Origin of the sequence: Streptomyces canus (genome assembly GCF_030815415.1) — a bacterium.
Classification (GTDB): domain Bacteria; phylum Actinomycetota; class Actinomycetes; order Streptomycetales; family Streptomycetaceae; genus Streptomyces; species Streptomyces canus_F.
This window is the reverse complement of sequence record NZ_JAUSWW010000001.1, coordinates 10,020,947-10,036,807: the sequence shown is the minus strand read 5'-3', so window position 1 is coordinate 10,036,807 and position 15,861 is coordinate 10,020,947. Positions and strand designations below refer to the sequence as shown.

Annotated in this window: 16 protein-coding genes and 2 pseudogenes; 9 read left to right on the top strand and 9 right to left on the bottom strand. The window is 70.5% G+C overall.

All coding sequences use genetic code 11. The features are described from left to right. Positions 1–10 precede the first annotated feature (10 nt). Together QF037_RS46885 and QF037_RS46880 are read left to right on the top strand one after the other, a co-directional pair. The gene (locus QF037_RS46885) at positions 11–301 is read left to right on the top strand and encodes a HoxN/HupN/NixA family nickel/cobalt transporter (protein ID WP_307036231.1); all 291 of its coding nucleotides are present in this window, start codon (positions 11–13) and stop codon (positions 299–301) included. Beyond that, the gene (locus QF037_RS46880; protein WP_307036229.1) at positions 274–591 is read left to right on the top strand and encodes a HoxN/HupN/NixA family nickel/cobalt transporter; all 318 of its coding nucleotides are present in this window, start codon (positions 274–276) and stop codon (positions 589–591) included. The genes QF037_RS46885 and QF037_RS46880 overlap by 28 nt, the downstream gene beginning before the upstream one ends. Before the next feature lie 114 nt (positions 592–705). Here the strand turns inward: QF037_RS46880 and QF037_RS46875 are convergent, their stop codons facing one another. The 3 genes and pseudogenes from QF037_RS46875 to QF037_RS46865 all read right to left on the bottom strand — a co-directional run bounded on the left by QF037_RS46875 (position 706) and on the right by QF037_RS46865 (position 3,074). Continuing rightward, a complete protein-coding gene (locus QF037_RS46875; protein WP_307036227.1) occupies positions 706–1,368 on the bottom strand; it encodes a hypothetical protein in 663 nt (220 codons plus the stop codon). Positions 1,369–1,712: 344 nt separating this feature from the next. Next, a pseudogene (locus tag QF037_RS46870) lies at positions 1,713–1,879 on the bottom strand (dehydrogenase); the annotation flags it as partial. Between the two features lie 31 nt (positions 1,880–1,910). Then, positions 1,911–3,074 carry a mandelate racemase/muconate lactonizing enzyme family protein gene (locus QF037_RS46865; RefSeq protein WP_307036224.1) on the bottom strand — a complete coding sequence of 388 codons (1,164 nt, stop codon included), beginning with the start codon at positions 3,072–3,074 and terminating at the stop codon, positions 1,911–1,913. A gap of 475 nt (positions 3,075–3,549) precedes the next feature. On the opposite strand from QF037_RS46865, the gene QF037_RS46860 reads away from it, so the two are divergent. After that, on the top strand, positions 3,550–4,206 hold the full coding sequence (locus tag QF037_RS46860) for a DUF1326 domain-containing protein (RefSeq protein ID WP_307036223.1): 657 nt from the start codon (positions 3,550–3,552) through the stop codon (positions 4,204–4,206). Positions 4,207–4,578: 372 nt separating this feature from the next. On the opposite strand, the gene QF037_RS46855 is transcribed toward QF037_RS46860, so the two are convergent. Next, positions 4,579–4,869, bottom strand: coding sequence for a permease (locus tag QF037_RS46855; protein ID WP_307036221.1), 291 nt, complete (start codon positions 4,867–4,869; stop codon positions 4,579–4,581). Between the two features lie 206 nt (positions 4,870–5,075). Here QF037_RS46855 and QF037_RS46850 point away from each other — a divergent pair, with 206 nt between their 5' ends. Beyond that, positions 5,076–5,699 carry a DUF1326 domain-containing protein gene (locus QF037_RS46850; protein WP_307036219.1) on the top strand — a complete coding sequence of 208 codons (624 nt, stop codon included), beginning with the start codon at positions 5,076–5,078 and terminating at the stop codon, positions 5,697–5,699. Positions 5,700–5,711: 12 nt separating this feature from the next. Then, the gene (gene nrtS, locus QF037_RS46845) at positions 5,712–5,975 is read left to right on the top strand and encodes a nitrate/nitrite transporter NrtS (protein ID WP_307036217.1); all 264 of its coding nucleotides are present in this window, start codon (positions 5,712–5,714) and stop codon (positions 5,973–5,975) included. Position 5,976: 1 nt separating this feature from the next. On the opposite strand, the gene QF037_RS46840 is transcribed toward nrtS, so the two are convergent. Next, entirely contained in the window at positions 5,977–6,813 is an 837-nt protein-coding gene (locus QF037_RS46840; protein WP_307036215.1) for a DUF2182 domain-containing protein, read from the bottom strand. 137 nt (positions 6,814–6,950) lie between these two features. On the opposite strand from QF037_RS46840, the gene QF037_RS46835 reads away from it, so the two are divergent. Next, positions 6,951–7,448 carry a MaoC family dehydratase gene (locus tag QF037_RS46835; protein ID WP_307036213.1) on the top strand — a complete coding sequence of 166 codons (498 nt, stop codon included), beginning with the start codon at positions 6,951–6,953 and terminating at the stop codon, positions 7,446–7,448. Between the two features lie 860 nt (positions 7,449–8,308). On the opposite strand, the gene QF037_RS46830 is transcribed toward QF037_RS46835, so the two are convergent. Continuing rightward, positions 8,309–8,581: a hypothetical protein gene (locus tag QF037_RS46830; protein WP_307036211.1), complete on the bottom strand. Its 273-nt coding sequence runs from the start codon at positions 8,579–8,581 to the stop codon at positions 8,309–8,311. Continuing rightward, a complete protein-coding gene (locus tag QF037_RS46825) occupies positions 8,578–8,874 on the bottom strand; it encodes a hypothetical protein (RefSeq protein ID WP_307036209.1) in 297 nt (98 codons plus the stop codon). Before QF037_RS46825 ends, QF037_RS46830 begins: the two co-directional genes overlap by 4 nt. Positions 8,875–9,173: 299 nt before the next feature. Between QF037_RS46825 and QF037_RS46820 the strand changes: the two genes are divergently transcribed. Beyond that, positions 9,174–9,629 carry an SUKH-3 domain-containing protein gene (locus tag QF037_RS46820; protein ID WP_307036208.1) on the top strand — a complete coding sequence of 152 codons (456 nt, stop codon included), beginning with the start codon at positions 9,174–9,176 and terminating at the stop codon, positions 9,627–9,629. Between the two features lie 12 nt (positions 9,630–9,641). Then, a pseudogene (locus QF037_RS46815) lies at positions 9,642–9,950 on the top strand (helix-turn-helix domain-containing protein); the annotation flags it as partial. 166 nt (positions 9,951–10,116) lie between these two features. Here the strand turns inward: QF037_RS46815 and QF037_RS46810 are convergent. Both QF037_RS46810 and QF037_RS46805 read right to left on the bottom strand, forming a co-directional pair. After that, positions 10,117–10,938 carry a hypothetical protein gene (locus QF037_RS46810; RefSeq protein ID WP_307036206.1) on the bottom strand — a complete coding sequence of 274 codons (822 nt, stop codon included), beginning with the start codon at positions 10,936–10,938 and terminating at the stop codon, positions 10,117–10,119. 5 nt (positions 10,939–10,943) lie between these two features. Continuing rightward, complete coding sequence (locus QF037_RS46805) at positions 10,944–11,333, bottom strand: hypothetical protein (protein ID WP_307036204.1); 390 nt, start codon at positions 11,331–11,333, stop codon at positions 10,944–10,946. A gap of 67 nt (positions 11,334–11,400) precedes the next feature. Between QF037_RS46805 and QF037_RS46800 the strand changes: the two genes are divergently transcribed. Further along, the gene (locus QF037_RS46800; protein ID WP_307036203.1) at positions 11,401–15,855 is read left to right on the top strand and encodes a CHAT domain-containing protein; all 4,455 of its coding nucleotides are present in this window, start codon (positions 11,401–11,403) and stop codon (positions 15,853–15,855) included. Positions 15,856–15,861 lie beyond the last annotated feature (6 nt).

Here is a 15,861-nt window from a genome sequence, read left to right as displayed (position 1 = left end):
CCCGCACCGCGTGGGCCCGGGCGATCACCCCACCGCCCCGAATGCGCCACGCCTTCGACGCCGACCACACCTCGGCGATCGACGACACCACCCGCTACCTGCTGCAGAAGGGCAAACGGCGCTCGGCCTGGGTCTGGCCTTCTCCCTCGGGCACTCGTCCGTGGTGTTCGGCCTCTCCGTGGGCATCGCCTTCGCCGCGCAGGCCGCGAACCGCTTCCAGGCCGGCTTCGCCGACATCGGCGGCGTGATCGGCACGGCACGCTGGTCTCGGGGGTGTTCCTGTACGCCATCGCCGCTTTGAACTTCGCCGTGCTGCGCGGCATCTTCCGGACCTGGTGCGAGGCGAAGGAGGGCCGCCACCAGCCGGAGGAACTGGAACAGCTGCTGGCCGACCGCGGCCTGATGAACCGGGTCTTCAAAGGCCGCTACAACAAGTTCATCGAGCACACCTGGCAGCTGTACTTCGTGGGTCTCCTCTTCGGCCTCGGTGCCCGTGGTGGTGCGGAAGGTGTGCGGGGGCGCCCGTGTCCTCGCCGTGTGCCCGGTGCTCCGAGGGGGCGGTGGGATCGGGCCGTACTCCGGCCAGGGTGACCGTGACAAGCCGGTGGACCGCGGCCTTGGACGCCAGGTCGCCGGCCGCGTTCAGGGCGTGCAGGCAGAAGCCGGCGAGCTCGTCAGGAAAGCCCCGCCGCCAACGGTCAGTGGCTATGGCCGTCCTCGGTGTGCCCGGCTTCCTCGGATGCGGCGGGGGCGCCGGTCCTGGAGGACTCGGAGGTCGGCGTCTGGCTGCCCGGCTTCTCCTCGTGGTCCGGTTCGGCTTCGTTGTGCACCTCCCCCGGTTCCCCGGTCGTCTCCTCGCCGTGGCTGTGTCCGCCGCTTCCCGACTCGGCGGCCATGCCCTCGGCGATTCCGCGCAGGCCGACGAAGGCCACCGGCCGCGGTTACCAGGACCAGGACGCCCGCCGGGCCGACGATGCTGCGCCAGCGTGCCGGCTGATACCGCAAGACGTACGCGATGAAGGACAGGGCCTGCCCGAACGGGATCAGCATGGCGGCTCGTTCGGGGAAGTCCTCGAAGTGCTGCAGGCCGCCGAGCATGCCGATGCCGAACGACAGCGCGAGCGAGGCTCCCACGATGGCCAGCACCCTGCTCACGTCGGGGCGCTGCTTGGTGAGCACGAACTCGTTGAGGACCGTGGCGAAGAGGAAGACCCCCGCGCCGACGACGGCGATGACGGTGTACCGGGCGGGGTCCAGCGGGTGGTGCACGATGGCGCCGCTGATCAGTCCGGCGCCGACGAACGTGGCGGCGTAGCCGAGGTAGTCGGCGAGCAGGGGGGGTGCGCTTGGGTGCGCGGCGGCGGCCACGTCGCCGGTCCGCGCGCCGCGAGGAGGGGTACGGCTCGGCCGGGGTCGCGGGGTGTTGCGTGGGTGCGGGGTGCGGCTGGGGGCAGGGCGGTATGGGAGGCGATCGTCTCGACCGAGGGGTCAGCCACAACACTCCCCCAACCGTCTCGTCAGGAGACAACGCGGCGGAATCTCGACAGGAGCCTACCGGCCCCTTGCCCCGCCCTGGGCGTCCTGCTCAGATTCCATCCCATGGCGGACAAGCTCGCGTCGTCGATCAGCCTGCGGCGTCAGCCCTGACGGGCTGACGCCGCAACGCAGGACATCAATTCCCACCGATATCGATCACGCAGAAGCACGACAAGTGGCGACATCGGCCGCGTTCCCGCACCGTAGGGGTGCTGCTCGCGGCCACTGCCGCAGATACGGCAGGCGTGCACCGGACCAAGGCCTGGCCGGCCGCCAACTGCACCGGCTCGTGCGGTACCAGCCGATGCTCGCCCGGGGCCTCGATGACGACGGCGGTGCTCACCGGTTCCCCCTGATACCAGGACGGCGGGCCCTCACTTGGCGCTCTTCGGCTTGCGCTGCTCCCAGCCGTCGGCCCACAGGTCGAAGCGGGCCTGCTGCTGCGGGAACTCGGCGGCGGCGTCGACATCCAGCTCGACACCGAGACCGGGCTCGTGGGAGAGGTGGAAGCAGCCGTCCTCAGGGTTCACTTGAGGAGCGCCCTTGATGACCTTCTTGATGTCCGCGTCGGCGAAATCGTTGAAGTGCTCGAGGATCTTGAAGTTCGGCGCGGTGAAGCCGACCTGGAGCGAGGCGGCGGTCAGCACCGGCCCGCCCACGTTGTGGGGCGCGACCAGCATGTAGTGGGTCTCGGCGGTCGCGGCCAGCTTCCGGGTCTCCCAGATGCCGCCGATGTGGCCGACGTCGGGCTGGATGATGTCCACGGCCTGGCTCTCGAAGAGCTCGCGGAACTCGATGCGGTCGTGGATCCGCTCACCGGTGGCGACCGGCATGTCGACCTTGGCGGCGACCTTCTCCAGCGCCTTCAGGTTCTCCGGCGGCACCGGCTCCTCCAGCCACGCGGGCTTGAAGGGGGCGAGGTCCCGGGCCAGGCGTACGGCGGTGGCCGGGGAGAACCGGCCGTGCATCTCCAGCATCAGCTCGGCGTCGGGGCCGATGGCGTCCCGGACGGCCTCGATGAGGGAGACGGCGTACATGCTCTGCTCGTGGTCCAGCTCGAAGTGCCCGGTGCCGAAGGGGTCGATCTTGAGCGCCTTGTACCCGCGCTCCATGACCCCCTGGGCGGCCTTGTGGTAGGCCTCCGGGGTGCGCTCCGTGGTGTACCAGCCGTTGGCGTACGCCTTGACCTTGTCGGTGACCTTGCCGCCGAGCAACTGCCAGACCGGGACGCCCAGGGCCTTGCCCTTGATGTCCCAGCAGGCCATCTCGATCACGGCGATGCCGGACATCACGATCTCGCCGGCCCGCCCGTAGTCGCCGTACTTCATCCGCTTGACGAGGTCCTCGACAGCGAACGGGTCCGACCCGAGAATGTGGTTGGTCTCTGCCTCGTGCAGATAGCCGAGCAGAGCGTCGGTGTGGCCCAGCATGCGGGTCTCGCCGACTCCGGTGAGTCCCTCGTCGGTGTGCACCTGGACGTAGGTCAGGTTGCGCCATGGCGTCCCGACCACGTGCGTGCTGATTCCCGTGATGCGCACGTCAGCTACTCCTTCACCCTCTTCGACCCTGTTCGAGATTTCGACACGCGTTCGAAATGCTGGCGAGACATTAAGGATGCCGCGATCGGAGTGTCAATGGGCCGAACGCATAACGGTTTCGACGCGACGGCCGGGATGACGGCCAAATGGTCCGGGCTGTCCCCGCTCTGAAACGCCAGAACACGAGGTTCCTGCACGACTTTCACGGCGCCCACGGGCCTCGCCGGGCGGGCGCGGATGTTGCCGAAGAGTGCGAACCAGGCGCGCAGGTCCCCGGTGCCGAATTGCGGCGCCTCGGCGGTGTGCCCCCCCGGGACGAACCTGGGACGTGAGCGCCTCGATGCCCGGGTTCCCCTACCGGGACGTGCGGTGCAAGCTGGAAGGGAGGCCGCCTCGCCGTCTCGGGTGTGGGCTCGGGACACGCGGTCTCGCCACTGCGAGTGAACTCCCTCGGGCTCGGCAGGAGGGAAGCGAGATGACAGAGCAGGTCACCACCGGTACGCGCTGGCGCCTGGCCGGTGATTGGTTCGATGTGTGCAAGTGCGCCATACCGTGCCCCTGCACGTTTGCGCAGCCCCCGACCTACGGCGACTGCGAAGGCGTGCTGGTCTGGCACATCCGGGAAGGCAGCTTCGGCGACGTGCGGCTCGACGGTCTCAACGTCCTGATGCTCGGCGCCTTCGTGGGCAACGTCTGGGCCGGCGCGCACACCGACGCGTACGCCGCGGTCTTCCTCGACGAGCGCGCCGACGAACAGCAGCGCGGTGCACTCGGGGCCATCTTCGGCGGTGAGGCGGGCGGATGGCCTGCGCAGTTCGGAGCCATGTTCCACCCCGAGATGCGCGGCATGGACTTCGCCCCCATCCACGTCGAGATCGACGAGGACCTCGCCACCTGGCGAGCCGAGATCCCCGGCAAGGTCACGGCCACCGCCGAGGCACTCACCGGCCCGACGACGCCGGACGGCGCACGCGTCCAGGTCCACAACGCCCCGGGCGCCGAGGTCGGGCCGGGCCAGGTCGCCACCTGGGGACGGGCCACCGTCGACCGCGCCGACGCATTCGGCTTCTCCTGGGAACGCTCGGGGAAGTCGAGCAAACACTTCCCGTTCGACTGGAGCGGTCCTGACTGACGAGCTGGGCGGCCCGGCAGGAGCCCTGCCCGGCGGCGCACCCCGGCACGACCAAGGCTCCACCTCGGGCCTCTTCCCGTGCAGAGGGAAAGGCGGGCTCAGTGGCTGTGTCCTTGGCGGGTAGGGGCGTGCCCCGTGCCCCTGTTCGCCGGCTTCGGGTGAGCCACCCATCATCCGGACCCGCACCGACATGTCCATAACGGCGCATGACCCTCCACCGGTCCCGCGATCCCGTGCTCGGCCTGCTCCCGTGCCCGGTTCAGCAGCCGCTCGCGCCGGAAGAGGCGGAAGAACACGGCGAGTACGACGATCATGATCGGCCGCCTGCGAACTCGGCGGCCGTGAACTGCCAGCCCATCAACAGCGCGAGGATCACGCCGAGTTCCAGCACCAAATTGGTGGAGGCGATCTCAACGCCATCGCCGCCGTGAAGTTCGCGCCCTTGCGGAACAACGAACGGGCCAGGGCCACAGCCGCGTACGGGCAGGACGACGAGGCCGCCCCGAGCCCGGCCGACAGAGCCAGAGTGCGCGGCCGGTCGTCACCCAGCAGCCGCACCGCCGCCTGCACCACGGCCGACAGGGCGAAACCGAGGATCAGCGCCCAGGTGACCTCCCAGGTCATCGACCCGGCGATGGACAACGCGTGGCCGATCGCTTCCACAGTCTCCTACCCTTCGCGGCAGGGTCCAGATCCCCGGGCCCCCTACCCCGTGGGGTATCTCGAGCGACCAGCGGGAGATCCCCGGGCTCGATCCGGCGCGCCCGGATCTCTTGCCACGAAACGTGGTTTACATGCCGATTTGACAGGTCTAGCGTGAAAGTACAGGACGACGCTCGCCGCCCTCACCATCGGAAGAGGGAGCAGTCATGTCGTGGACGATATCCGGCACTTATGTGGCCGGTTGCTCTTGTGCGGTGTTGTGCAGCTGTCCGTACGACGGCCAGCCGCGGGACGCCAAGGGCGGGACCGAATGTCTGGGCACTGCCGTGTTCCATGTGGCGGACGGGAATCTTGGCGATCTGGACCTGTCCGACGTGGACTTCGCGTTCTACAACCACTTCCCCTCCAATCTGTCCTCGGGCAACTGGAAGGTCGGGCTGGTCGTGGACAGCGCGGCCAGCGATGAGCAGGCCGAGGCCCTGGAGCGCATCCTGTCCGGCCGGGAAGGCGGACCGTTCGGCCAGCTGTCGCAGTTCTACGGCGAGTACCTGGGCATGGAGCGGGCGAGGGTGTCCCTCACGGACGGGGACAGGCCCGGCCTCACCGTCGAGGGCAGGACAGAACTCTCCTACCAACCGCTCACCGGACCCGACGGCGGCTCGACAAAGATCAAGAACGCCATGTTCGGGTTCGCACCCGAATTCGAAGTCGGCACCACCACTGGTCGTTCCAACGCCTTCGGGCTGAGCTACGAGGCGTCGTACGGCGAGAGCGCCGACTACGTCTTCAGCAGCGAGGAGACCGAAGAGGCTGGCCACGGCCGGGTCTGAGCGAGTACGCACGTGAGCGCAGGCGAGGCACCGCGACTCCTGGCGACGGTGTTCTCGGCGGCCTCGGTGTCGAGGTGTGTGCCGATCGCCCTCCTTGTGGGCACCCTGCTCTCACTGGTCAACCAGGGCGCGGTGATCGCGTCCGGCGACGCCACGGCCGCAACCTGGTTGCGGGTGCTGTTCAACTACCTGGTGCCGTTCTGCGTGTCCAGCGCGGGCTTCTTCGGCTGCCGGCGGGCCGCCTGGCGGACGGCACAGTCCTCGGGGGCCAGGTGAGTCACATGCCGTCCATCGAGGGCATCGTCCCCTGCAGCCCCGGCAGCAGCCAGTCCTGGAACGGCGCGAGCACGGCCAGCACGAGAAACACGACGCCCACGATCCGGCCGAGCATGGGGCCACGGGACCACAGCTTCTCCACGAAGATCACCACGGCCAGCCCGGCCATCGCTGCCACGTTCATCACGCCGAGCGGAATCAGGACGACCATCAGCCCCGCGCAGCAGCCGACGCAGTAGGCGCCGTGATGGACGCCCACCCGAAGGTCGCGGGCCGGCTGCCGGAACCCGGCGTAGCGCACCAGGTGGCTCATGGGGTCGCGGCAGTGCCGCAGACAGACGTACTTGAGAGGGCCCAGCTGGTACAGGCCCGCGAGCAGGAACGCCGCCGCGCCGATCCAGCGCCCGGCAGTCGGATGGTCGTCCACCAGGCCGCCGGTGAGGGCCAGGGACGCGTAGGCGAGCAGTCCGAAGGCGGTCCACACCAGCAGATACCCGCCCACGAACTCGACGGTGCGCACGGTCCGACTCCAGCCGGAGGACTGCCGTCCGATCCCGCGCACCCACGTGATGGCCACCGGCGCCATGGACGGCAGCATCATGGCCGCCATCATCGTCACCCACAGCAGCAGGAACACCGGCAGCGCCATCCCCATCGTGCCGGGCTCGACCCCCATGTCCCGGGCCTGCCCGACCGTCAGCGCCCAGGCAGGCGCCGCGATCAGGACGACCAGGAACCAGGCGGCCGCGAGATCCCGAGACGGCAGCAAGCCTCCGCCCGCTCCGGTCGGCGCGGGCGACCGGGCGGATGCGAAGGCGGAAATCCGGCTGTGACGCATCGGCAAGTCCTCCTGCGGATGGTTCCAGGACAGCACGCATTCGACTGCGGCGCGACCTCGCACAGCACGGCGGTGCTCGCGCATGGACCACCGAGCCCGGGCGGCCGCCCGCGGGTCGCACGGCTATCGTGCCGCCCATGACGACCACCGCGACGTTGAGCGACGCCGACTTCAACGCCCCGATCCAGGAACGGTACTTCGAGGACTACATGCCCGGTTCGGTGTACGTCTACGGCAGCATCACGGTGAGCGAACGGGACATCCTCCAGTTCGCCGGGGACTTCGACCCGCAGGACATCCACAGCGATCCCGAGGCCGCCGCAGAAGGCGCCTTCAAGGGACTCATCGCCAGCGGCTGGCACACCGCGGCCCTCATGATGCGGATGTACGCCGACCACTACGTCAGCAAGGTCGCGAGCCTGGCCTCCCCCGGCGTCGACGAGCTGCGTTGGGTCCGGCCGGTCCGGCCAGGGGACAGCCTGTCGATCCGCACGACGGTGCAACAGGCCCGCGTCTCGCGATCGAAGCCGGACCGAGGGCTGGTCCACACCCACATCGAGGTGCTCAACCAGCGCGACGAGCCCGTACTCACAATGACCGCGATGAACATCTTGTTGCGGCGTCCCGAGCAATAGCCGGGACGGGGCCACCGAGCCGGCGGTCCGGGCCCTGTTCCGAGTACTGCCTGATGGAGATGGTCTCCAGGAAAGACAGGGCCGACCCCGGCCTGGCCACAAGTCGAGGGTGAGCGCCAGCGCACCCCACCAGCTCATGTCTCCCATCGCCGCGAGCAGCGCGGTCACCACCAGCATCTGCCGCCCGAGAATGCCATGTGCTATCCCCCGCCTTGGTCGCGCATCGCGCGAACCCCCTGGTCAGGTGGAGACTACGGGGCACTGATCACATACGGACCACGGTCGTACGCCGCCTTGCCCGGGACGACGCGAATTCAATGTCGAGGACGACCAGCCACCGGGGGCACAGCCCGGCTTCCACGGTCATGATGAACAGGCCGGAACAGAACGCGAGCGCGGGGCGTCACCTCTTCATGCCTGGTGGTCCTGCGCGAGCCACCGGGGACGCCCGGGACTGCTACGTCTCCTGCCCCTGCGGGTCACGTGCGTACCCGATCCGCAGGAGCTGCGACAACAAGTCGGCGCGGCGCAGCAGTGGTTCGACCACTTCTTGCGTGACGTGTACGCGCTCCCCGGCGGGTTGCAGGCACCCGATGGCGGCCTCGCCGTGCCTGCGGAAGCGCGCTGGGCCGTCTTTATCGTCCCGCCGTGCAGCCATCCCACGTACCTCCTCGCAGAACGGACCATCGCGGATCTCACCCGCCGGCCACGTCTCGGAGCGGGGCGCGTGACCTGTGGTTGCCCTCTGCTCCCGGGACACCTGGTGCCCGGAGAGAAGACAGCTGATCCTTCCCGGGGGTTGCGCTGTCCCCGCCGAGCATCACTCGCCACGAGGCAACGCCCTCCCTGGGAGGCAGTCGTCACGAGTGCTTGGTTGGCGCCTTCTCGCCGGGCGGTTGAGGCCGTGACGGTGCCGACTGGTGCCGACGCGTGATCCGGCCGGCCCTCCAGCGTCGCCGCAGCCAGTCACCAGCCTCCCCCAGGACGACGAGAAAGGCAGACGAGGCGGCGCACTGGGCGATTGAGGCGGGCTGCTCCAGGGCCCTGCCCAGCAGCCAGAAAATGAGGACAATCAGCATCCACCAGACGGTGAGCGAGAAGGCGAGGCGCGACAGGCGCTGCCTGCCGGTCACCGGGCGACGTTCCTGGGCCGGCGCGGAGCGAGGGCTGCGTACGTCCAACTTGCTGCGGCGAGGACGGCTGCGGCGGCCGTAGCCACCACGATGGTCTCAGGGGGTGCCTCGGCAAGGCGCGGGATCGTGGTGAGGGGGGGCGACGGCGCAGAGGCCGAGAAGGGCCCAGCCGCGCGGACGCAGGGGGCCAGCCGGTGCCGGAGCCGGAGCGGTATCCGGCCGCTGACCAGCGCCAGCCCTGGCGGCAGCAGGGCGAGGGAGAAGAAGACGAGACCGGTCCAGTGCCAGGTCATAGGTGCAGGGCTCTTGTGTGTGCGGGCGGGGCGGGTCAGCGCTGGCGAGCGGCGGCGGCGATCATCCGCGGGGCCGGTGGTCGGCGCGGCCCGGCGGGCCGGCGTCGGTGCGCTGTCATCAGCGGTTTCCGTCGCGGTGGACTAAGCGTTGTCCCGTAAACGATCTACGTGTCTTCCGGGACCGGTGGCCCTGTCTGCTGATCGGATGTGCGGCAAACTTAGGGCAACATGTGCGGACGAGGGGAAGGGGAGGGCGCATAGAACGCACCAGTGAGTCGATGAGGCGTTGCGGTCCGTCGGTGCTGGAGGCGCTTGGCGTTGCTGGGTGGACAGCAGATCGCAAGATCGCCACTGCGGGCTGGACACAGCAGCTGGCAGGCGCGGGGTTCGAGCTCAACGACGTGGCGATCGGGGTCTGGGCCGAGTTCGGCGAGCTGACGATCGAGAGCTCCCCAGGCCGCGTCCCCGGCTCGTCACTGCACATAGACCCCGTGGACGCCTGCATCGACACCGCCGAGGAAGCGGCCACGCTGAGGCGTCGGTACGCAGAAAACTACAGCCCTCTGGGTATGTGGTCGGTCCAGTTCAGGTCGTATATCGCGGCCAGTGGGCGCGTCGTCGCCGTGGGGCCGAACGTCCTCTGGCCCCTGGGCTCAACCTTCGTGGAGGCGCTGGCCTACGTGGTGGATGGCGATGGCGGCGTCAGTCGTGCAGAACAAGCAGACTGGCTCGCCAACTGTCTCCCCGGCAGGTGAGACGATCTTGCGGTGGCTGGTGTGATCACGGCGTCGGAGCCGTCTTGGATAACCCCCTTCACCGGGCTGAGCCCGCGTCAGTTGAGCAAGCTGGTCACTGCGCTGCGGCGCGAGGGTGTTGATCCGGTGCGCAAGGGCCGGCCGTGGAGCTTGCCTCTGGAGGACCGAGTGCTGCTGGTCGCCGTCTACTGGCGGACGAACCTGACCCTGCGCCAACTGGCGCCGTTGTTCGGGGTGTCCAAGTCCGCGGCGGATCGCATCATCGGTCACGTCGGCCCGTCGCTTGCCCTCCAGCAAAGCAAGCGGTTCCGCAAGGACTCAAGGACGCCGCAGGCTGACGTCACCAAACCGTAGCGCGAGAGTCCGTCCACTTCATCAACGTGCGCGGGGCGTTCAAGGGCCACGGCGCGTGCGGTCCCGACCCGTGGATCAAGGGCCTGACCGGCGGGACCGAGGTGTTCCACCCGACTCGCTCTGGGGCTGTCCCTCAGGGCTGGACGGGCGGAGGTTGCGGAGGTTGCGTCTCCCTCAAGGTGAACGCCGCCTCCGTCGTCCGACACAGCGCCTCCACCGCGTGCCGCAGTGAGCGCCATGACGCCAGGCCCAGCAGGACGCCGACCGGTGCTGCGGGCCACCACCACGCGCCGAGCACCGTGAACGCCGCGCTCCACACGAGGGCCTCGCAGGCCGCGTCGTAGGCGTCGCGGGCCTCGGACAGGGCGGCGCGGGGCGGGTCCTGGGCGCCGAGAAGGAGGCTGGTCCAGCCGGTGACGAGGTCGCCGCCCTGCTGTCTGATCGTCTCCTCGGTGCGGTGGAACCGGTCGCCCGACCAGGTGGGTGACCCGGGCTCCCCGCTCTCGCGGGCGCGTGCCCTGCGCACATCGAGCCGGGCGGCCCGCAGCGTGTTGCCGTCGGCACTCTCCCGTACGGATCTCCTGGCCAGCTCGTCCGGCTCCACCCAGCGGTGTCGCCGCCACCTGGTCACGAGATCGCCCACCGGCATCAGCCACCACGGCCAGGCCCCGGCGGCCAACGCCCCTATCCCGGACGCGAGATAGGGCACCGCGAACGCCGCCGCCACCACCGGCACCGCGAAGAGCACGAGCGAGGCTACGGTGTCCGCGGACAGACCGCCGCCTGTCCGCAGCGCGTCGGCGATCTCCTCCCGGGCGAGGGAGACGTCGTTCCAGTGGGCGTGCCCCAGCTTGCCGCCGACGACCGCGACCACGAAGAACAGGATGGCGGGCAGCAGCCGTCGCAGGAACCAGCCGTCGGGTATGCGCTTTTGCAGCTCGATGAGAAGCCCCATCGCCGTCAGCCACCCACCGGACGCATCTCGGCGCCGCCCAACGCACAGTTCGGAGTCGGGGTCGCGGCCCCGTTGCGCAACTCGACGCGGCCACAACGGTTCTGTTTGGGGCAGACCCAGCCGGACGCCCGCTGTATCCGGCGGCCGGGCCAGTCGGCCACACCCATCACCGCGGGCAGCCCCAGCCCGTTCGGAACACCGCCCGCCTCGACGGCCTCGTGCAGCTCGCGTACGGCGTTGCGCCACGCGTCGCCGGCCGGGTCCGCGTCCCGGACGACCGGGAACGCCGACTCCCAGACGGCGTCGGGGATCAGTGGTCGCAGCTCCTCCACATGACGGCACAGGTACTCCACCGCATCCTCGTACAACCTGCGCGCGTTCGCCCCGTCCCCCACGGCGGCCTCCCTGAACGTCCCGAGAATCACTGCCCTCTGACAATCGGCCAGACTAATGTAACGATCTATGACCGAGCTTCGCGGCCGAGTGATCGCCCGCCTCGTCACGACTCAGAACACCCGCGATCCCGCGCTGTTGAGGGATCCGGAGGCGGTGGCCGACGCGCTCGCCCTGCTGCGGCAGGCCGCGCCCGCGCCGGAGGCGCCGGTCGACCTGGAGTCGGTCGTCCATGTCTTTTGGACCTTCTGGTTCCGGCACCTGGGCGACGAGGATCCCGAGGCGGAGCAGAACCTGTCCGTCATCTTCGGCACCTTCGTGCACCTCTGCCCGCGGCTGCCTCCGGAAGCCGGGCTCCCGGATATCCTCGTGGAGCGCTTCGATCCCGCCGACCCGTCCAACGAGGCGAGCTTCGCCTACCTGGTGAGCAGGGCGCACACGGATGCCGCAGCCACCGGCCCACAGGAGGAGCGGCCCGCCGCGCTCTCAGCCGCGATCGCCTGGTCGGAATCGGCGTTCGAGTCCGTGCTCGACGAAGACCACGCCGGATTCCTGGAGTTGACGGTCCACGCCCTCGAACTCCACGTCGAGCGCTTCAAGCTCATGGTGGACCCGAACGCGCTGCTGGTGGCCGTTCGCTACGCCCGTGCGGTCTGCGCACGCCTGGCTGCCGTCGCCCCCTCCGCCCTCGACCCCGCTCTCGTGCAGGCCGCCGCCGCGCCCGCCCTGCGCACCCTGGTCGACACCTGCCGACTGCTCGGCACGCCCCCGCTCGACGTCGTCGAAGAGCTGATCGCGGCAATCCCGCAGGGCGCCCTCCTGCCGGAGACCGCCGAAGGGCTGGGCCAGCTGCGCCACCTCCACACCCTGCCGGTCACCTGGCCCGGCGAGTTCGACCTGCGGGTGGGCGCGGCCATCGCCGACGCCGGTATCGCCGAGGACGACTGGGGCCGCGTCGCCTGCGCCGTACGACGGCTGCGTGCGTCCCTGGCCGCCACACCGACCGTGCACCCCGCGCACCCCCAGGTCGTCACCGCCCTCGGCCGGGCCCTCGCAGCCCTCGCAGCGGCGCGCAAGGACAGCGAGGCGGTCATGGAGGCAGCTGAACTCCTCGCCTCTGTCGGCGCCTTGGACGACCGGCACCGGGACATGTTCGACGCCTACCGGCAGTTGCAGGATCTGAGCGCCGACACCGCCACCCCCGAGGACCTGGAGCGGATACTCCCGCTCCTGGATGGCCTCCCCCTGAGCGACGAGCAGCGGGAGATGTTCGCCGCCTACCAGGAGTTGCAGGAGGCGAGCCGCAGCGACAACCCTGCCGACCTGGAGCGGGTCGCCCCGCTCATCCGGCGTCTGGTCGAGCGGGCCCGGCAGCAGGCCCTGCTCGACGGCTCCCCCGTCGACATCGACATCGAACTGGCCTTCCTGTCCACCGGGTTCGAGCCCGACGACAGCGCCGACGAGCACATCGCCCGCTACCGCACCGCCCTCGCCGCCCTCCCCGTCGACCGGCCGCACCGGCACGCCTACGTCGCCGTCCTGGCCGCGCTCACCGGAATGCGGGCCGAGGCACTGCGTGACAGCGCGCCCGCGCGGGCCGGGCTGTTCGAGGCGGAGTCCCGGGAGCTGACCGAGGAGGCGGTGGCCGCCGCCCCGGCCGGGTCCCCCGTGTCGGAGCTGCTGCGGCAGGGCGTGTTCCAGGTCGCGCTGCCCGTCGCCGTGGCCTTGACCGAGACGGGGGACATCCCGGACGGCGAACTGGGCCGCATGCTCGAGGTGTTGACCCGTATGGGCGAGATCCGGCTGGAGGACTCCGCGACCCTCGACACCGACATCGCGGCCATCCGGGAACTTCGCGACCTCACGCCCGAGGGCGACGAGATGCGTCCCTACCTCTCCGCCGTGCTCGGCAGCGCCCTGTCCGCCCAGACCACCCAGGAGCCGGACTACGCCGTCCTCGAAGAGGTCGTGGCGCTGCTGCGCGAGAGCCGTGAGTACGGGGTCGACCTCCCGGGCGACTTCGACCGGATGCTCGCGAACGCCCTCACGGTCCTGTCGTTCCGCGGCTTCGACCCGGAGGGCGCCCGGGAGGCAGCGGCCCTGCTCGCCTCCAACCCGGTCGCGCCCTTCCCCCCGGAGTTCCTCGAGGAGCTGCAGCCGGGCGACCCGGTGCCGACCGAGACCGACAGGGAGCTGCTGGCGGCCCGCACCGAGTTCCACAACGCCCTGCAGAACTACATGTTCGGCCATGAACCGGCCCAGCTGGAGCGGGCCCGGCAGATCGCCCGCCGGATGCGGGAGACCATCGAGGCCGCGCCCGTCACCGCCGAGCGGCCCTGGTACGACCTGATGGGCGACGTCTACGTCAACCTCGTGGAGACCGTCGGACCGGCCGGCGGTCGCGGCCCCGACCTCGACGACGCCGTGGTCGAGCAGTGCCGGGCGACCTTCACAAGGTGCGGCCCCGGACACCCGATGCGCCCGATGGCCGCGACGACCCTCGCCCGGACTCTCGCGCAGCGTGCCGTCATGCTCCGGGCCACCGAGCCGGAGCGTGCGCAGGAGCTGTTCGCCGAGGCGGACGAGGTGAGCCGGGCGCTCTCGGCGGAGGAGCTGCCGGACAGCGCCCCGTTCGACCTGGCGGGCGTGATGCGGTCGGCCCTCGACTTCTTCGTCCGGGGCCGCCTCCCGGACATGACCCCCGGCGCGGACGGCACTCCGCAGGACCTCCTCGCTGCCCACCTCGCGCCCGTACTGGGCCGGGTCGACGGCACCGCCGGACCCGAGGCGCTGCGGGACGGAAGCGTCCCGGTGTGGCTGCGGGCGCACGGCGAGATCGGCGCCGCGGCCGGCGCGCTGGGCCGGCAGCAGATCGGCCAGGCCCTGGACCATCTCGAAGAGGCCATCGAGGCCATGGCGACCCTCACCGACCGGGGTGCCGACCAGACCTCGGCCGAGCACGGTCTGTCGTCGTTCGAGGGCGACATCAGGACGATCGTCGAGCTGATCCTCTGCAATGTCGAACTGCGCGATGTCGCCCCTCGCCTCCCTGGATATCTGAGGGCTGCGCAGGAGTCGGTGCGGGAACTGAAAGCCGGGCGGCTCCCGCCCGAACTCCCCACCATCGACCGCAGCTTCGCCGGCCACGACGTCGACCGCGCCGCCGAACTCCTGGAGCGGGGCCGCGGGTTGCTGCTGACCCGGCGCATCGAAACCCGCGCCGACCTCGGCGAGCTGCGCACCCAACACCCCGGACTGGCCGCCGAGTTCGAGCGGCTGACGGAACAGATCGAGGCGCGGCCGCAGACGTCCGCCCCCGGTGACGCCGAGTGGGCCAGGCTGGCGCGACTGCGCGCCTCCCGCACGCTCGACGGCCTCGTCCGGGACATCCGCACCCGGCCCGGCTTCGAGGGCTTCCTGCGGCCGCTCACCGCGGGGGAATTGAAGGAACTCGCAGCCGACGGACCCGTGGTCGTCCTCAACCACGGTGGCAAGCGCTACTGCCACGCCCTGGTCGTCACCGACCGGACGATCACCACCCTGCCCCTCGAGGTCGCGGCCGAAGAAGCCGCCGACATGTCCCGGCGGCTGCGGGAAGCGGTCGACGCCATCAACACGCAGGGCGGGTCGAGACCCTCCCCGCTCCAGCTCGTCGCCGCCGGGAACACGGTCCGCCAGACACTGGACTGGACCTGGCACAAGATCGTGCGCCCGGTGCTGGAGGCGGTCGGCTGTGCGGACGCCGTCCCCACCCATGCCGAGTGGCCGCGCATCTGGTGGGTGCCGACGGGAGCCTTCGGCGCCCTGCCGCTCCACGCGGCCGAGTGCCGGTCGCCCGACTGCGCGCCCGACGGCTGCGGCGCTGCGCTCGACGCCGTGGTGTCGTCGTACGTACCGGGTCTGCAGACCCTGGCCTACGCCCGGGCCCGCGCACGGCAGCGCGGCACCGCCGAACACGGCAGGGCCCTGCTGGTCGCCGCGGCCGAGGACGACCTGCCCGGGGTCGCGGGCGCCGCCGACTACGCCGCCGGACTCCTCGGCGCGCACCGGACGCTGATCGGCCCGGAGGCCACCCGGGACGTCGTGCTAAGGGCGCTGCACGAGGCCTCCTGGGCACACTTCGGCTGCCACGCGGCGACGGACCCCTCGGAGCCCTCGGGCGCCCTGCTCCACCTGCCCAGCGGCGAGCAGGTCTCGGTCCGGGAGCTCTGCCAGGTCCGCCCGCGCGCGGCCCAGCTCGCGTTCCTGGCGGCCTGCGGCACCGCACGCACCACCGAGCACCTCTCGGACGAGGCCATCCACATCACGAGCTCGTTCCTGCTCGCCGGGTTCCCCACTGCGGTCGGCACCCTGTGGAAGATCGACAGCACCCACGCGGACCAGGTGACCCGCGACTTCTACCGCCGTACGACGGCACCAGGCACCTCCGGTCCCGCCCGCGCCCTGCACGACACGATCCGCGCACTGCGCGCCCGCGTCCCGCACCCGCACATCTGGGCGGCTTACGTCCACGCGGGACCGTAGCGGCCG